The organism is Pollutimonas subterranea (assembly GCF_002849655.1).
In the GTDB taxonomy this organism is placed as follows: Bacteria; Pseudomonadota; Gammaproteobacteria; order Burkholderiales; family Burkholderiaceae_B; genus Pollutimonas; species Pollutimonas subterranea.
Genome location: NZ_PDNW01000005.1, coordinates 236,447 through 253,087, shown reverse-complemented (window position 1 = coordinate 253,087; position 16,641 = coordinate 236,447). Strand labels below are relative to the sequence as shown.

Below are 16,641 nucleotides of genomic sequence, written 5' to 3'. Positions count from 1 at the left end.
TTACTCGATTACCGTGGGCACCAGGAACAGGCCGTCTTCTTCGGCCGGCGAATTTGCCATCAATGCCTGGCGCTGGGCGAGCGTGTTGGTGGGCGCCGCGACATCGGGGCGCAGTCGCAGCATAATATCCTGATGCGCAGACAGCGGATGCGCCATCGGGACGACACCGGCGGTGTCGACTGCCTGTAATTGTTCGATCAAGCCTAGCATTTCGCCCAAGTCTGCCTGGGCGTGTGCGACTTCGTCAGGCGAAAGCTGAATACGTGCTAGCCGCGCTATACGGGCCACATCTTGCTGAGTAATTGCCATGAGTTTCTTGATTAAAAGGACAGTGCAGGGGTGAATGTATTAACTTGCAACAGCCACGGGGGGCGTTCGGTTACAGAACATAATATGCTGCTATTCGACCCTATCGAAGGTCAATTATAAGTTATCATTGTCGGTTTAATTCGTTGGCCAACTTATGGCTTTTCGCGTTCGCGAAAGAAATGTGCGAATTATCTGTCTTTTAAATCTTGATTTCACTGAGCGCCCATGTTCGGATTCCTGCGTAGTTACTTCTCCACCGATATGGCGATCGATCTCGGTACTGCCAATACGTTAATTTATGTGCGCGGCAAGGGCATAGTGCTTGACGAGCCTTCGGTTGTTGCGATTCGCCACGAAGGCGGCCCCAACGGTAAGAAAATCATACAGGCGGTGGGTCGCGAAGCCAAACAGATGCTTGGCCGGGTTCCTGGCAATATCGAGGCCATTCGCCCCATGAAAGACGGCGTCATCGCCGATTTCACCGTAACCGAACAAATGCTCAAGCAGTTCATACGCATGGTGCACCCGCGCAGCATGTTTGCGCCCAGCCCGCGTATTATCGTTTGCGTTCCCTGCGGTTCAACGCAGGTCGAGCGTCGCGCAATCCGTGAGTCGGCGCTGGGTGCCGGAGCCAGCCAGGTGTACCTCATCGAAGAACCGATGGCCGCCGCGATCGGCGCGGGCCTGGGTGTTTCCGACGCAAGCGGCTCCATGGTCGTCGACATAGGCGGCGGCACCACCGAAGTGGCCATTATCTCGCTGGGCGGCATGGTCTACAAAGGCTCGGTACGCGTGGGCGGCGACAAATTCGACGAATCCATTATCAATTACATTCGCCGGAACTACGGCATGCTCATCGGCGAACCTACCGCCGAACTCATCAAGAAAGAAATCGGTTCCGCATTCCCGGGTTCTGAAATCCGGGAAATCGAAGTCAAGGGCCGCAATTTGTCCGAAGGCGTGCCGCGCAGTTTCACGGTGTCGTCGAACGAAATTCTCGAGTCCCTTACCGACCCGCTCAACCAGATTGTGTCGGCGGTCAAAACGGCCCTGGAACAAACCCCTCCCGAGCTGGGCGCCGATATCACCGACAAGGGCATAGCTCTCACCGGCGGCGGCGCGCTGCTGCGCGATCTGGATCGCCTGCTTCAGGAAGAAACCGGCCTGCCGGTCGTGGTCGCTGACGACCCGCTTACCTGCGTCGTGCGCGGCTGCGGCGAGGCGCTCGAGCATCTTGAACGCCTGGGTACGGTTTTCATCTACGACTAACCTCGTACAGTAAAGGTCCCCGTGCCTCTTGGTGTGCGCTGGGCAGATCAAGGCGCATTGCGATTATTCCATGCAAGAAAATAGCACGATCAGGCTATTCAAACGCGGTCCGACCGCAGAGTTGCGCCTGTTCGTGTTCGTTGTGCTTTCCTTGAGCCTGCTGGTCGTCGATGCGCGGTGGCGGATCCTGGATCCTGCCCGGCAAGCCGTTTCGGTGGTCTTGTACCCATTCCAGCGCATCATGATGGCGCCACGCGACGCCATCGAGCACATAAGCAGCTGGAGCGACGCGGCGGCACTGGCCCGGACGGAAAAAGAAGCCTTGCAGCGCCAACGCATCGAACTGGCCCAGATATCGACACATGCCGCCCAACTGGCAACGGAAAACGAGCAATTGCGGCGCTTGCTCAATGTCGCCGATACCGTCACACAGCCCTCTGTGGCGGTCGAAGTGTTTTACGAACCGCCCAATGCGTTCTCGCATCACCTGGTTTTCAATAAAGGTTCGGCTAGCGGTATACGGCCCGGCATGCCGGTCATCGACGAGGGCGGCATCGTCGGACAGATAGTGCGCGTTACACCATTCACATCGGAAGCGGCCTTGCTGACTGACGACAAGGTCTCGATTCCCGTACAGGTGCTGCGCAGTGGACTTCGGCTGATCGCCTTTGGCGGCAATGTCACCGGCAAGCTGGAGGTCCGTTACCTGACTGCCGATGTCAACCTGGAACCGGGCGATATACTGGTCACCAGCGGCATTGGAGGGCTATTCCCCGCAGGGCTGTCGGTCGCAAAGGTGGATCACGTCAATCGTGATCCCGCATCCGGCTTCGCCTTGGCTGTCGCCACGCCTCTGTCTCATCCTGAAAGGCACCGTCATTTCCTGGTTCTGCGCGTCGATGTTTCGCCGCCGGAATCCGCTCAAGAGGAGCCTTCCAATGGTTCGCAAGCCGGCCAGTAACGTTCCGGCCACGGGGCAGCGGCGTTCGTCGCTGAGTTCGCTCGAGCCCATCGATGCCTCGCCGTTCAAGCGACCGTCCAGTCCTCTGTTCGTCTGGTTCACGCTTTTGCTGATCTGGCTGGTCTCGCTGTTGCCTTGGCGCCTGTGGCAACCGGCGCCCGACTTGTTGTTGCTGGTGATCGCATTCTGGTGCCTCAATGAACCCACGCGGGTGAATATGCTTGCCGCCTTCTGCATAGGCCTGCTTATGGACGTGCACGATGGCGGCTTGCTCGGTGAGCAGGCGCTCACCTTCAGTGTGGCCGCCTACGGTTCGCTACTGCTTCGGCGCAGGCTGCAGCGGTTCAACTCCATCGTCCAGGCCATACATATGGTTCCCGTCTTTGTACTGTCCGAAGCCGTATCTCGCCTGGCGCACTCCTGGCTTGCCGGCGAATGGGTTGGATGGGCCTGGTTGTGGTCGGCCTTGTTCACCGCGATGCTGTGGCCGCTGGCGGATGTGTTGCTTCACATGCCTCAGCGCCGGCTGGACGAGACGGAGTCAGGTTCGGCCTGATCGGGCAGGACGATAACCATTTCCTATGTTTGAGTTCAAGAAAACCACGCATAACCAGAAGCGCAAGATGTTTGTCCGGGTCTGCGTGGCAGGTGTGTTCGCGATACTGTGCTTTGGTGTGCTGGCCGGCCGGCTTTGGCACCTGCAAGTCGAGCGCTACGAGGGCCTGGCGGCGCGTGCCGACCAAAACCGGATCGCCGTCGTGCCCATTCCGCCGCGGCGTGGCGAAATCACCGATCGCAATGGCGTCGTCCTGGCCAGAAATTATCGCGACTACACGCTTTCGGTCGTACCGGCCAATGTCGAAGCAGATATGAAGTCGATGCTCGACTCCTTGGGGCAGTTGGTCTATTTAAGTCCTAACGATCGGCGTCGGTTTTCCCAGCAAATGAATCAGAGCGGGCGGTATACGCCTATATTGTTGCGCAACAACCTCAATGACACAGAAGCGTCCTGGTTCGCCGCGCATGCCTATAAATTCCCGGGTGTCGAGCTCAGCGCACGCTGGGTCCGTGAGTATCCACAAGGCGACTCGGCAGCCCATGTACTGGGCTATGTGGGACGAATTTCCGAGAAAGACCTCGAAGAACTTGAAAAAGAGGGCAAGCTGGGAAACTATCGTGGAAGCAACACAATAGGAAGAAAAGGCATCGAGAAGACATGGGAAGAAACGCTGCACGGCCGCACCGGTGTGGAGGAAGTGGAAGTGACCGCTACCGGCCGGCCGGTGCGCACGCTCAGCCGGGTTGACCCCATACCGGGATCGAACCTGGTTCTGTCCATAGATATCGAGCTTCAGAAAGTCGCAGAGAAACAATTCGAGGGTCGCCGCGGTGCCCTGGTGGCCATCGAGCCGGCAACCGGCGACGTACTGGCTTTTGTTTCGGCGCCTTCTTTTGATCCTAACCTGTTCATCGATGGTATCGATGTCGAAAACTGGCGCAAACTGAACGAGTCACCCGATCATCCTCTTATCAACAGGCCGTTGTATGGTACGTATCCAATCGGGTCCACGTACAAACCGTTTGTAGGCCTGGCCGCGCTGGAGCTGGGCAAGCGTAATGCCACGCAGCGCATCCCGGATCCCGGCTACTTCGAATTCGGCGGCCAGCGCTTCCGCAATGCGGGCGGTGCGGCGTACGGGCCGACCGATATGCATCGAGCGATTGTCGTGTCGTCGGACACCTACTTTTTTTCATTGGGGCCGGAAATCGGTGTGAATGCCTTGCACGATTTCAGCAAGCAGTTTGGCTTCGGGCAGATAACCGGCATTGACCTCGAGGGCGAGCGTCGCGGCGTGCTACCCTCTACCGAATGGAAGCGCCAGGCGTACAAGAAGCCGGCCCAGCAGCGGTGGTATGCCGGCGAAACGGTGTCGGTCACAGTGGGACAGGGCTATAACTCGTTCACCTTGCTGCAACTGGCTCAGGCAACCGCCGTGTTGGCCAATGATGGTGTTTACATGCAGCCTCATCTGGTCAGCCTGGTGTCGAGCCCGCAGAGCGGCAAGGCGATACGTACGGTGACCCAGCCGTCCTATACGATACCGCTCAAGCCGGAAAACCTGACTGTGATACGCAATGCGATGGCGGACGTCATTCGCAAAGGTACCGGGCGCAGGGCATTTGCCGGCGCTACCTATCAAACGGCCGGAAAAACCGGTACGGCACAGGTCTACAGCCTGAAAGGCGCCAAGTACAGCGCGGATGTGCAAGAGCGTTTGCGCGACCATGCCCTGTTCATGGCTTATGCGCCCGTCGAGGATCCTCAGATAGCGGTCGCACTGATTGTCGAGAACGGCGGCTGGGGAGCGACCGTGGCGGCGCCGGTGGCACGCAAGGTATTTGATTATTGGCTGTCGCCAGAGCGCCTTGCGAGTGACCGCTACCCCGGCATCCCAATAGAGCCCCCTCTGGAAGCGGCTGCCGGCTCCGTGGAAGAGGGCGCCAGCGGCGAGTCGATGGACGCCATATTGCGTCCCGAAGATATGCCCGATGTGCCGCAGCATAGCGATCCGGCTGATGTCGACATGACTACGCCGCCCGATACGCCCGTCGCCCGGGCCCGACTGCAGGGTGTCCAATGAAGCGAATAGCGCAATGGATGCTCAAGGCCGTCAATGCATTCGACTGGCCTTTGCTGGCACTGGTGGTACTGATGACCGTGCTTGGAATGACCGTCATGCATTCGGCAGTGGGCGGGACCGACTGGCGTTTCTCGGATCAACTGCGCAATTTTCTTATTGCGTTTTTATTCCTATGGATCACCGCTCTGACGCCACCACCGACGCTTATGCGCCTGGCTCCATACTTTTACGTCATGGGCGTCGTGCTTTTGCTGGGCGTGGAGTTTTTTGGCGAGACAAGCAAGGGCGCCACGCGCTGGTTGAATCTGGGCGTGGTGCGAATACAGCCGTCCGAGATGCTCAAGATTTCAGTGCCTTTGATGCTGGCCTGGTATTTTCACCGCAACCAGGGCAGCTTGAAGGTCCTTGACTTCTTTGTCGCCGGCGTGCTGCTGGCCATCCCGTTTTCGCTAATTGTCATGCAGCCCGACCTGGGCACGGCATTATTGGTCTTTGCGTCCGGTTTTTGCGTCATCTATTTCGGGGGGCTATCCTTCAAGCTGCTCGCGCCTCTGGCCGTGCTGATGGTGGCGGGCATAGGGAGTTTGATGTATTACGAGAACGTGATTTGTCAGCCCGGTGTCGATTGGGTGGTGTTGCACGAGTATCAGAAATACAGAGTCTGCACCCTGCTTGATCCCGGCTCTGATCCCCTGGGGAAAGGCTTCCATACGATACAGTCGATGATTGCCATTGGTTCCGGCGGGGTTTACGGCAAAGGCTACATGATGGGCACCCAGTCGCATCTTGATTTCATTCCAGAACGCACCACGGATTTCATCTTCGCGGTGTACGCCGAGGAGTTCGGGCTATATGGAGGCATCATGCTTTTGGTGCTGTATGGCCTGCTGATCGTGCGCGGACTGGCGATCGCCATGCGCGCTCATACGCAGTTTGGACGCTTGCTGGCCGGCGCCATGTCCATGATGTTCTTTGTGTATGTCTTCGTGAACGTCGGCATGGTGACTGGCATTCTCCCAGTGGTGGGCGTACCGCTGCCTTTCATGAGCTATGGCGGAACCGCGCTGCTTACCCTGGGAGTCGCTTGCGGCATACTGATGAGCATCAGCCGGTATCGGCCGGTGCGTCAGTGACCAGGGGCAGTTCTCTGCCATAAGGCCCGAACAGGCCGTCCAGAATCTTTCTTATGGGTGCGGGAAGCGCGGTGGACGCCAAATCTTCGATGGCTATCCAGGATTGGCGTGGACTTGTTTCCGCCACCTGAAGGGTATCGTTCCGCAGATACCATGGCTCTATATGCAATTTGAAATGACTGAACACATGCAATAAGCCGGCCATTCTACGGGCCGCTGTGCTTGACTGGCCCAGATGATTGCAGGCCGCTTCGATCTCAGATGTATCGCCGTATTGCGGCAAGCTCCATAGCCCTCCCCATATGCCGGGCGAGACCTGTTGCTCGAGCAATATTTTGCCCTGCGAGCGCAGCACGAGCATCTTGCATTCGCGTTCAGGACTTGTTTTTCTTGGTTTGGGCGTAGGCAGTTCTTGTTGTACTCCGTGCTCATAGGCGTAACACCTCGCCTTTAGTGGACATCTGGCGCAATCAGGGCGTCCGCGTACGCAGCATTGGGAGCCCAGATCCATCAGGCCTTGCGTATAGGCAGCCATATCCAGTTCCACTGGCGCAGCTTCAACGGCGCCCTGCGCCGTAGCCCACAGCAGGTTCTCGATAGCTCGCTGGCTGGTGACGCCATAGATGCCGAAGTAACGCGTGAAGACCCGTTTTACATTCCCGTCCATGATGGGGCTGCGCGTGCCGTAGGCGAAAGCGGCAATGGCCGCCGCCGTCGAGCGCCCGATGCCGGGCAGCATGGCAATCTGTTCGGGGGTGGGGGGGAAATGACAGTCCCAGTTTGCAGCCAGTTCCTGGGCACACCGATGCAGGTTACGTGCGCGGGCATAGTAGCCCAGGCCTGCCCAGTAAGGCATTACATCTTCCTGTCGCGCTTGCGCCAATGATCCTATATCGGGAAAGCGGACCAGGAAACGCTCGTAATAGCCTATTACCGTGGCAACCTGGGTTTGTTGCAACATGATTTCCGACAGCCATATACGGTAGGGGTCTTGCGTTCCCTGCCAGGGTAGATGGTGCCGACCGTGCTGTTTTTGCCAATCGACTACGGTGCTGGCCAGGCTGGGTAGGTCTGGCGTCTGATTAAGCATCATCAAAAGCGCGTATTGCGTGTTACGGACCAGCGTGCCGACAGGGCCGCCAATATGGCGATGAGCACCACTGCCAGCAGCAGGCTTATGTTGTCGGGCAGGCTTAATAGTAATTGCGTACCGTAGCTGTCGGCGAGCCGGGCAAGGGCGGCATTCAGGGGTATCAGGGCCAATGCGGAAAACAATATTGCGAGAAGACTGGAAATGACTCCCGTCAGGGCGCCCAAATACAGGAAAGGACGGCGCACGAACGATTCGGTGGCCCCGACCAGGCGAGCTACGCCGATTTCCTCGCGTTGGGTAAGCGCCTGCATGCGCACTGTATTGAAAACGGTGGCAAGCACCACAAGGGCCACGCCCAGCGCAAGCAGCCCCAATCCGATGCGCACGAAGCCCAGAATGGCTTCCAGGCGCCTGACCCATTCACTGTCGAGTTGCACAGCGTCGACGGCATCGAGTTGCCGCCATTCGCGGGCCAGCGCATTGGCCTGCTTTGCCAGGTCGGTGCTTTCGATCAGCGACACCACGATGGCATGCGGCAAGGGATTAGTGGGCAGCACCGAAAGCGCGTCCGCCCAGGCTCGATTCGATTTGAGTGTGTCGAGCGCATCTTCGCGTGCGACGACACGGACAGCCTGGATATCTTGCGCGTGCTCCTCGCGGAGCTTCCGGGCAAGTTGGGCAGCGGTGTCTGTCGTGGCGCCAGGCTGCAGAAATAGCGTGACCTCGGGCGAGACCGGTAGCTGCTTGACGACGGGCTGCGCGGAAACCAGGATCGAAGCCGCAATAATCGGGATGGCCAGCGTCAGGCTGATAACCAGGATATTCGATAGCGAGGAGAAAGGATGAGACCAGAGGCGGCGTAAGGCCACCATGCAGGCATAACGATGTTGGCGCAACCAGCGGCTCATGACGTTACTCCCGGGATATCGGTGAACCTGCCCGCGTCGATGCGCAGGGTGCGCGACGCATAAGCGGCCATGAGGGCCCCGTCATGCGAGGCAATCAGGGTCGTCACACCCACGCGATTGAAATCGCGGAACACCTCCATGATGCGTCGGGCGCTTTCCTGATCCAGATTGGCAGTGGGTTCGTCTGCAATAAGGATGGCGGGTCGATTGACAATGGCACGCGCTATGGCCAGGCGCTGTTGCTCGCCGCCCGACATTTCCACAGGATTGAGATCTTCCTTGCCCGAGAGGCCTACCTTTTCCATGGCGGCGCGCGCCCGCGTGGCCGCGAGCCGTGTCTCTAGGCCGGCTACCGCCAAGGGCAGCAGTACGTTATTGATGGCGTTTCGGTCGTAGAGCAGATGAGTGTCTTGGAGGATGACGCCGACGGCGCGGCGCAGATACGGGCGGGCCCGGGATGGCATTTTATCGATGCGGTGGCCATTGACATGCACCGTGCCGCGGCTGGGCGGTTCAAGTCCGCCAATTAGCTTCAGTAATGTAGACTTGCCGGCCCCGGACGGGCCGGATACGAAAACGAATTCGCCGGGTTCGACGCGGAAATTGATATCCGCCAGAATATTCCGCCCACGTCCGTACGATTTGAAAACGTGCTGGAATTCGATCATGTTGGCATAAGTTCCAGGTGTCGCAAGGGATATCCCCCATGTATTAAATGGATACCAGCGGCTACCATTCGCACGCTAACGGCACATGCACAATTGTATGCCGTGTTGACCAATTCAAGATACCGAAAGGACGATCCATGAAACTATTTAAAGCCGCTGCGTTGGGTGCATCGCTGTTCTTTGTTGCCGCGACCGCCAATGCGGGCGAGACCTTGGACGCGGTGAAGGCAAAAGGCTTTGTCCAATGCGGCGTGCATACCGGGCTTCCTGGCTTTTCCATTGCAAACAGTAAAGGCGAATGGACCGGCCTGGATGTTGATCTTTGCAAGGCCATTGCCGCAATGATGTTCGGGGACTCCACCAAATACAAGGCCGTGGCCCAAACGACCCAGCAACGTTTCACGGCTTTGCAGTCCGGCGAAATCGACGTGCTGACGCGCAACACCACGGCAACGATGACTCGCGATACGACGCTGGGCCTGATGACTCCGGGCATCAACTATTATGACAGCCAAGGCATCATGGTCAAGACCAGCCTGGGCATCAAGAGCGCGAAAGAACTCAGCGGTGCGGCCATATGCGTGCAGCCCGGCACCACGACTGAGCTGAATCTTGCGGATTGGTTCCGTGCCAACAAGCTGGAATTCAAGCCCGTCGTCATCAACAATCCTGATGAAGCCATGCGCTCTTACGAAGCCGGTCGTTGCGATGCATATACGACTGACAAGTCCGGCCTGGCCACGACACGCTCAACGCTGGCCAAACCCGACGATCATGTCATCCTGCCAGAAGATTTTTCCAAAGAGCCACTGGGACCCATGGTTCGCCAGGGCGACGACCCATGGTTCATGGTAGTGCGTTGGGCACTCAATACCATGCTTGAAGCCGAAGAGTACGGAATCAAGTCGTCGAACGTCGACGAAATGCTGAAAAGCCCAAATCCGAACATCCAGCGTATCCTGGGTGTAACGGGCGAAATGGGCAAGGGCCTTGGCTTGAACCAGAAATGGGCGTACAACCTCATCAAGCAAGTTGGCAACTACGGCGAATCTTTCGAGCGTAATCTTGGCAATAGCTCGGCAATGAAGCTGGAACGCGGCCTTAACGCACAATGGCGTGACGGCGGCCTGATGTACGGCTGGCCAGTGCGCTAGTCTTGCAGTTGTTATAGAAAGGCCAGCGCAATTGCCTGGCTTTCAAATAGGGGACTCCTGCGTCAGGAGTCCCCAAACGATTTATCTTTATGACGAAAAACACACCTTCGCCTAAGGCGCCGGCAAGGCGCCTGTCATGGAATGATCCCGCCACGCGGGCTCTGATCTACCAGGCGCTGATATTGAGTCTTGTGGGTTTCGCGGTCTGGTACCTGGTCTCCAATACGCTGCATAATCTTGCCGCGCGCAATATCTCCACCGGTTTTGGCTTCTTGAGCCAGGAAGCGGGATTCGCCATTGGCGAATCGGTCGTGGCCTATACACCGGCCGATACCTACGGTCGCGCAATTTGGGTGGGTTTGCTCAACACCCTACGGATATCGGTAGTCGGAATTATTGCCGCTACGCTGTTCGGCACGCTGCTGGGTATTGCACGCTTGTCCAAGAACTGGCTCTTGTCGCGTGTCGCGAGCGCTTATATTGAAGTCATGCGCAACATTCCCTTGTTGCTGCAGCTTTTCTTCTGGTATGCCATCATCACCGAAAGTACGCCGGGGCCGCGCGATGCATTGAATCCGCTGCCTGGCGTATTCATTTCCAATCGTGGTCTCAAGTTGCCTACGCTGCAGGGCGACGGGCTGGACTGGATCGTAGCGGGATTGGCGGTAGCCATCATCGGTATTGTGCTGCTTGCACACTGGGGCAGGAAACGTCAGGACGCAACCGGCAAGATTTTCCCCCTGCTGCGTGTCGGTATTTTGCTGCTTTTTGCACTACCTGTTGCCGGGTGGTTGCTGAGCGGTGCCGCGCTCACGGTTGAATTGCCGGAACTGAAGGGCTTCAACTTCACGGGTGGCATGTCGCTTTCTCCTGAATTCAGCGCGTTGCTTGCCGGTCTTGTCATGTATACATCCGCCTTCGTGGCGGAAGTCGTGCGCTCCGGCATCCAGTCGGTGAATCAGGGGCAATGGGAAGCCGCCGGCGCCTTGGGACTGTCACGGGCCCGCATGCTGCGCCTGGTCATCCTGCCTCAGGCGTTGCGGGTTATTGTGCCGCCCATGACAAGCCAGTACCTGAATCTCACTAAAAACAGTTCGCTGGCGGTGGCGATCGGGTATCCCGATATTGTGTCGGTGGTGAACACCACGCTTAACCAGACCGGGCAGGCCATTGAAGGCATCCTGATCATCATGGCGGCCTACCTCACCGTGAGCCTGTCGATCTCTATCTTCATGAACTGGTATAACAAGCGCATAGCGCTGGTGGAGCGCTAAATGAGCGTGAATACATCGAGCGCCCCGAGCTTGGCTCCGCCCGTCAGCCGGCAGGGCATCATCGGCTGGATGCGGGCCAGCCTCTTTTCCTCACCATTGAACACATTGTTAACCGTTCTGGTAGCGTGGCTGTTGCTGATGGTCGTGCCGGCTATGATCGAGTGGCTGTTCATCAGGGCCAATTTCGACGCAACAACGGCGCAGGAATGCCGGGCTTCGGGGGGAGCCTGCTGGGCCTTCATCGTCGAGAAGCATCGCCTGATACTTTTCGGCATCTATCCCTACGACGAGCAATGGCGTCCGCTATTGGCCACCATCATTCTCATTGCCGTCATCGTGTGCAGCTGCGTGCGGTGGTTCTGGAAGCCTTCGCTGCTTCTTATCTGGACGGTCGCGCTAGTTGCCGTAGCGGTCCTGATGTGGGGGGGGGTCTTCGGACTGACCCACGTCGAAAACGATCGTTGGGGCGGCCTGCCGCTTACACTCATACTGGCTACATTCGGGATTGCGTTCGCTTTTCCGCTAGGCTTGCTGCTGGCGCTGGGACGCCGTTCGAACATGCCGGCGGTCAAGGCGTTGTGCGTCATCTATATTGAACTCATACGAGGCGTGCCCCTGATCAGTTTGTTGTTCATGTCGTCCGTCATGCTGCCGTTGTTTTTACCTGAAGGTTTCAGCATCGACAAGCTGCTGCGGGCGCAGATTGCAATCATTCTTTTTGCAGCGGCCTATATTGCCGAGACGGTGCGTGGCGGCTTGCAGGCCATACCGAAGGGGCAGTACGAAGGCGCGGACTCCATCGGCCTGAGCTACTGGCAGCAAATGCGCAAGATCATCTTGCCGCAGGCATTGAAGGTGGTGATACCGCCGCTCGTCGGCATTTTCATTTCGCTGTTCAAAGATACCTCGCTGGTCGTTATCATTGGCATTTTCGACCTGACCCAGGCGGCCAAGGCAGCGGTTGCCGATGCGGCGTGGCGCGGTTTCAGTGCTGAAGCCTATTTGTTCATTGCATTTATCTATTTTATTTTCTGCTTTTCGATTTCCCGTTATAGCCAATCGCTGGAAAAGCACTTGCAAACCGGACATCAACGTTGATCAACATGCCGTGTGCAAAAATGCAGGCGCAGATTCAAACAAGGGAGTACAGACATGTCTGAGGCCATTATTCGCCTGGAGGATGTCAATAAGTGGTTTGGGCAGTTCCACGTCTTGCGCAACATCAACCTGAATGTTGCCCAGGGCGAGCGGATTGTCATTTGCGGGCCTTCGGGGTCCGGTAAGTCGACCATGATACGTTGCATCAATCGCCTGGAAGAGCATCAGCAAGGCAGCATTGTGGTCGACGGCGTAGAGCTTACCAATGATCTGAAGCAGATCGAAGCCATTCGCCGGGATGTCGGCATGGTGTTCCAGCACTTCAATCTTTTTCCACACCTCACCGTGCTCGAAAACCTTACTTTGGGGCCGATATGGGTGTTGAAGCAATCGCGCGCCGACGCCGAGGCCACCGCCATGAAGTATCTCGAGCGTGTCCGCATTCCAGACCAGGCCGCCAAATATCCGGGCCAGCTTTCGGGCGGGCAGCAGCAACGCGTGGCGATTGCCCGCTCTTTGTGCATGAGCCCGAAGATCATGCTGTTCGACGAGCCGACTTCGGCACTGGACCCCGAAATGGTCAAGGAAGTCCTGGACGTCATGGTGGGCCTGGCGGAAGAAAGCGGCATGACCATGCTTTGCGTTACTCACGAAATGGGCTTCGCCCGCAAAGTGGCCGACCGTGTGATTTTCATGGATCAGGGCGAGATCATCGAACAGAATACGCCTGACGCCTTCTTCGATAGCCCGCAAAACGAACGCACCCAGCTTTTTCTCAGTCAGATCCTGCACTGATATACCCGGGCACCATGTCCGCCGCACTCGGAATTCGCGGCGGCCGTCAAAATGGTGTAGGGTTATGACTCACTATTATTTACAACAGAGTGTTACTAATTTATGTTCTCCGCAATTAAAAAATGGCCTTTGACCGCAGCAGCACTGCTTGCCTGCATGACCATCTCGGCAGCTCCAGCGTCGGCCGCCACCGACGAATTCCCCTCCAAGCCCATCACCTTCATCGTGCCCTACGCGGCCGGTGGTCCGCTCGACAGCATGGCTCGTCTGCTGGCTGAAAAAGCACGCCCTGATCTTGGCACGATCATCGTAGAAAATCGTCCGGGTGCCGGCGGAAATATCGGTGCCAGCATTGCCGCCAAGGCAAAGCCAGACGGTTATACGCTAGTCATGGGGGCAGTGGCCATCAATGCCATTAATCCTTGGCTGTACGAAAAGCTGCCTTTCGATCCTGTCACCAGCTTCGAAGCCGTCACGTTGGTCGCTTCGGTACCCAACGTATTGATTCTGAACGCCGACTTTGCAAAGTCGAATGGCATCAATTCGGTCTCCGACCTGATCGCCTACGGCAAGAAGAACCCCGACCTGCTGAACTTTGCCTCGGGCGGGAACGGCAGTGCAGGACACCTCGCGGGCGAATTGCTTAATGCGCGCTCCGGTATCAAGACCGTCCACGTGCCCTATGCAGGTGCCGCGCCCGCCAAGCTCGCCTTATTGGGCGGGCAGGTGAACTTCATGTTCGACAACCTGGCTTCGGCAGCGTCCCTGATCAAGGACGGAAAGGTCAAGGCATTGGCCGTTACAACGCTGGAACGTTCGTCGGCTTTCGCTGATCTGCCGACCATGGAACAAGCAGGGGTCGAGAAGTTCGACCTGGGAACATGGTTTGGTGTGTTCACCACCGGCGGAACGCCCAAGCCCATCGTGGACAAGCTTAACGCTGCGTATGTAAAAGCGCTGCAGGACCCGACTGTACGCCAGAACCTGCTGACCATGGGTTCAGATGCCAAGCCGACGACACCCGAAGAATTTGCAGAGTTGGTGAAGCTTGACTTGGCGAAGTACAAAGACATCGTCAAGGCATCCGGCGCCAAGTTGTTCTAAGTACAAAAGCATCAAGTCCTGAAGGTTGAGCCTGTATTGCACAGGCTCAATTTTTTTGGGCGCATTATTTTGCGGGATCATGAGGCCGATGTATCAACACAAGTAAAAATTAAGCGTGCTGAACCAAAATGTAACACCCGTGCTTGACCTCGCTTGTTAGGATTAGGGCCGGCAGTGATGTGCGCTGCGTATCGGGGAAAAGGAGAATTACATGAAAGTATCTATACGTGCTGGTCGAATTGCATCATGCATCGGCGTTGTGGCCTTGATGGCAGGTTGTGCCAACATGGAAGGAATGGGAAAGGGCGGCAAGACCGCGATGGGAGCCGGTGCGGGTGCCGCCGTTGGGGCCGGTCTGGGCGCCCTGATTGGCGACAGCAGTAAATCGGCTGCCATCGGCGCCGGCATTGGCGCGGTTGCCGGCGGTATCGCCGGGTATAACTGGGCCGGCGTCAAGAACGACGTCGAGAAGTCCGGAGCAAGCAGCCTGGGCGTTGATGTAACCGAAATGCCTGACGGCACCCTGCGGGTGAACATCCCCAGCAACGTATCGTTCGATACCGGCAAGTACGCATTGAAGCCCGCGCTGTTGCCGGTGCTCGACAGTGTGTCGCGCGCCTTGGTGCAACATCCTGAATTACGAGCCAAGTCCATTGGCTACACCGACAGCACCGGTTCGGATGCCACCAACCAGACGCTTTCGGTCAACCGCGCACGTGCGGTGGCAAACTACCTAACGCAGCAAGGTGTGCCCACCAATTACGTCACGGCAGAAGGGCGTGGGCCCAGCAGCCCAGTGGCTGACAACAGTACGGCGGACGGGCGCGCGATGAATCGTCGCGTTGAACTGTTCCTGTACGCTATTCAGCAATAACATTCAATACTGGCGCGGCGGCAAGCCGCTGCGCCCGGCGACCTGGGGGCTCATTGCGGGCCCCCTTATCTATTATGGCTTACGGATTCGGCCGTTTCTTTTTCAGTGATTCGATCAGGCTGCTGAGCGTCGTCTCGACCACTGCGCGTTCGCCATCTGAAAGCGACCAATAGACTTCGGGTGGTGTATCGGCAAATGGCCAGGGTGCCAGCCGGTGCGCGGGAGCCGCGTCAGTAAGCCGGTAAACCGGCGACTTTACGCTTGAAAGCGCTTCGACGGGTCCTTCGCCCAAGGCAAGCCACATAGGATTGACATTCAGCGCTTCCGCCAGCCTGAAAACATCTTTTGCTGATTTTCGGCTGCCATTCTCGTAGTTGGCGATTGCACTTTGCGAGAGTCCGCAAGCACGGGCGAGAGCCGCTTGGCTCATGCCGCGTTGAGCACGAATATGTCGGAGACGTTCAGCAAACAGGTTCACGAATGTGATTGAACGATTTTATTCAATCACGTTGGTAATAATGCTAATTACAAATGTGATAATGCGCGGTAAATTTGGGTCAAGGCTTTTCTTGACTGTCCAGACCCAACTTTACAGGCCCTTCTATGACTCCAGCTCCCACCGTGCTAGTCCTCAATGAACGGCCAGCCAAGGCATCGCAGCATCATATTGCCCAGCTTCAAGGCCAAGGCTACATCGTCATAGTGTGTGCCGACCTACAGGCGCTTTGTGAAATGGCGGCGCAGTATCGGGGGCAGGTCACAACGCCGTGGGTCATTCTCTTGGCCAGTTCATTGGTCAATAACTGTATGGCGGCAAACCGCTTGCGCAAGTTGTTTCCGTCCGTGGGCATTCTTGCGCTGGTCACCTCGGGCACGGAAGCCGTGCTCACGCATACATTGCATAGCGGCGCAGACAATTATTGTCGTTACAGTGCCTCGGCGGCCCTGTTTATGGCCACGTTGCATCCCCTGGTTGCGCGTGCCGCTGCCGTCGACGTATCCCTAGACGCCGCTGTTCCTGTGCCAGACGTCCCGGCCGCACAGGGGCATTGGGCTTTAACCGAATGGGGATGGGTAATAACCGGTCCACAGCAACAACGCATCCGCCTCACGGCGGTCGAGCGCGCTTTCCTGGCCGCGCTTTTCGCCGCTCCGGGCTTGCGGGCCAACCATGGCCGGCTGTTGGGTGCCATCAATAGCAGCTGTGCAGATAATGCGCCGCCATATCGTCATGCGCGCCTGGCCTTGCTGGTCAGTCGTCTGCGGCGCAAATTTCGCACGCAGGGCTGTGTAGCGCCTATCCAGTCCGTGCACCGGTGGGGCTATATGTTCACCGGGCGCGTAAGCGGCCAGCCCTGA

17 protein-coding genes are annotated in these 16,641 nt (G+C 57.5%); 12 read left to right on the top strand and 5 right to left on the bottom strand.

The window, feature by feature from the left end; genetic code table 11:
- On the bottom strand, window positions 1-309 hold the full coding sequence (gene gatC / locus CR159_RS08470) for an Asp-tRNA(Asn)/Glu-tRNA(Gln) amidotransferase subunit GatC (RefSeq protein ID WP_102073563.1): 309 nt from the start codon (window positions 307-309) through the stop codon (window positions 1-3).
- 225 nt (window positions 310-534) lie between these two features.
- Between gatC and CR159_RS08465 the strand changes: the two genes are divergently transcribed.
- From CR159_RS08465 to rodA, 5 genes are all read left to right on the top strand, one after another.
- Window positions 535-1,578, top strand: coding sequence for a rod shape-determining protein (locus CR159_RS08465; RefSeq protein WP_102068824.1), 1,044 nt, complete (start codon window positions 535-537; stop codon window positions 1,576-1,578).
- 70 nt (window positions 1,579-1,648) lie between these two features.
- A complete protein-coding gene (mreC, locus tag CR159_RS08460; protein WP_102073562.1) occupies window positions 1,649-2,539 on the top strand; it encodes a rod shape-determining protein MreC in 891 nt (296 codons plus the stop codon).
- Window positions 2,517-3,095 carry a rod shape-determining protein MreD gene (gene mreD, locus CR159_RS08455; protein WP_102073561.1) on the top strand — a complete coding sequence of 193 codons (579 nt, stop codon included), beginning with the start codon at window positions 2,517-2,519 and terminating at the stop codon, window positions 3,093-3,095. Before mreC ends, mreD begins: the two co-directional genes overlap by 23 nt.
- Window positions 3,096-3,120: 25 nt before the next feature.
- The gene (gene mrdA / locus CR159_RS08450; protein WP_102073560.1) at window positions 3,121-5,181 is read left to right on the top strand and encodes a penicillin-binding protein 2; all 2,061 of its coding nucleotides are present in this window, start codon (window positions 3,121-3,123) and stop codon (window positions 5,179-5,181) included.
- Window positions 5,178-6,314: a rod shape-determining protein RodA gene (rodA, locus tag CR159_RS08445; RefSeq protein ID WP_102073559.1), complete on the top strand. Its 1,137-nt coding sequence runs from the start codon at window positions 5,178-5,180 to the stop codon at window positions 6,312-6,314. Before mrdA ends, rodA begins: the two co-directional genes overlap by 4 nt.
- Here the strand turns inward: rodA and mutY are convergent.
- Genes mutY through CR159_RS08430 form a run of 3 tightly spaced genes read right to left on the bottom strand, consistent with a single transcriptional unit; the run spans window position 6,286 to window position 8,983 of the window.
- A complete protein-coding gene (gene mutY / locus CR159_RS08440; RefSeq protein WP_102073629.1) occupies window positions 6,286-7,404 on the bottom strand; it encodes an A/G-specific adenine glycosylase in 1,119 nt (372 codons plus the stop codon). The two genes, rodA and mutY, sit on opposite strands and share 29 nt — an antisense overlap.
- Before the next feature lie 2 nt (window positions 7,405-7,406).
- Window positions 7,407-8,315: a cell division protein FtsX gene (locus CR159_RS08435; RefSeq protein ID WP_102073558.1), complete on the bottom strand. Its 909-nt coding sequence runs from the start codon at window positions 8,313-8,315 to the stop codon at window positions 7,407-7,409.
- Window positions 8,312-8,983 (bottom strand): cell division ATP-binding protein FtsE, encoded by a 672-nt coding sequence (locus CR159_RS08430; protein WP_102073557.1) that lies wholly within the window; start codon window positions 8,981-8,983, stop codon window positions 8,312-8,314. The genes CR159_RS08435 and CR159_RS08430 overlap by 4 nt, the downstream gene beginning before the upstream one ends.
- Before the next feature lie 137 nt (window positions 8,984-9,120).
- On the opposite strand from CR159_RS08430, the gene CR159_RS08425 reads away from it, so the two are divergent.
- The 6 genes from CR159_RS08425 to CR159_RS08400 all read left to right on the top strand — a co-directional run bounded on the left by CR159_RS08425 (window position 9,121) and on the right by CR159_RS08400 (window position 15,282).
- Entirely contained in the window at window positions 9,121-10,137 is a 1,017-nt protein-coding gene (locus CR159_RS08425) for an amino acid ABC transporter substrate-binding protein (RefSeq protein WP_102073628.1), read from the top strand.
- 89 nt (window positions 10,138-10,226) lie between these two features.
- Window positions 10,227-11,411 carry an amino acid ABC transporter permease gene (locus tag CR159_RS08420; RefSeq protein WP_102073556.1) on the top strand — a complete coding sequence of 395 codons (1,185 nt, stop codon included), beginning with the start codon at window positions 10,227-10,229 and terminating at the stop codon, window positions 11,409-11,411.
- Window positions 11,412-12,509, top strand: coding sequence for an amino acid ABC transporter permease (locus tag CR159_RS08415; RefSeq protein ID WP_102073555.1), 1,098 nt, complete (start codon window positions 11,412-11,414; stop codon window positions 12,507-12,509). It abuts the gene before it with no gap.
- A gap of 54 nt (window positions 12,510-12,563) precedes the next feature.
- Window positions 12,564-13,304, top strand: a complete 741-nt coding sequence (locus tag CR159_RS08410) for an amino acid ABC transporter ATP-binding protein (protein ID WP_102073554.1) — start codon at window positions 12,564-12,566, stop codon at window positions 13,302-13,304.
- A 102-nt stretch (window positions 13,305-13,406) separates the two neighbouring features.
- On the top strand, window positions 13,407-14,408 hold the full coding sequence (locus CR159_RS08405; RefSeq protein WP_102073553.1) for a Bug family tripartite tricarboxylate transporter substrate binding protein: 1,002 nt from the start codon (window positions 13,407-13,409) through the stop codon (window positions 14,406-14,408).
- A gap of 211 nt (window positions 14,409-14,619) precedes the next feature.
- Window positions 14,620-15,282: a YiaD family glycine zipper/OmpA-like lipoprotein gene (locus CR159_RS08400; RefSeq protein ID WP_102073552.1), complete on the top strand. Its 663-nt coding sequence runs from the start codon at window positions 14,620-14,622 to the stop codon at window positions 15,280-15,282.
- 79 nt (window positions 15,283-15,361) lie between these two features.
- Here the strand turns inward: CR159_RS08400 and CR159_RS08395 are convergent, their stop codons facing one another.
- On the bottom strand, window positions 15,362-15,760 hold the full coding sequence (locus CR159_RS08395; protein WP_102073551.1) for a helix-turn-helix domain-containing protein: 399 nt from the start codon (window positions 15,758-15,760) through the stop codon (window positions 15,362-15,364).
- 125 nt (window positions 15,761-15,885) lie between these two features.
- Between CR159_RS08395 and CR159_RS08390 the strand changes: the two genes are divergently transcribed.
- Window positions 15,886-16,641 carry a helix-turn-helix domain-containing protein gene (locus CR159_RS08390; RefSeq protein WP_102073550.1) on the top strand — a complete coding sequence of 252 codons (756 nt, stop codon included), beginning with the start codon at window positions 15,886-15,888 and terminating at the stop codon, window positions 16,639-16,641.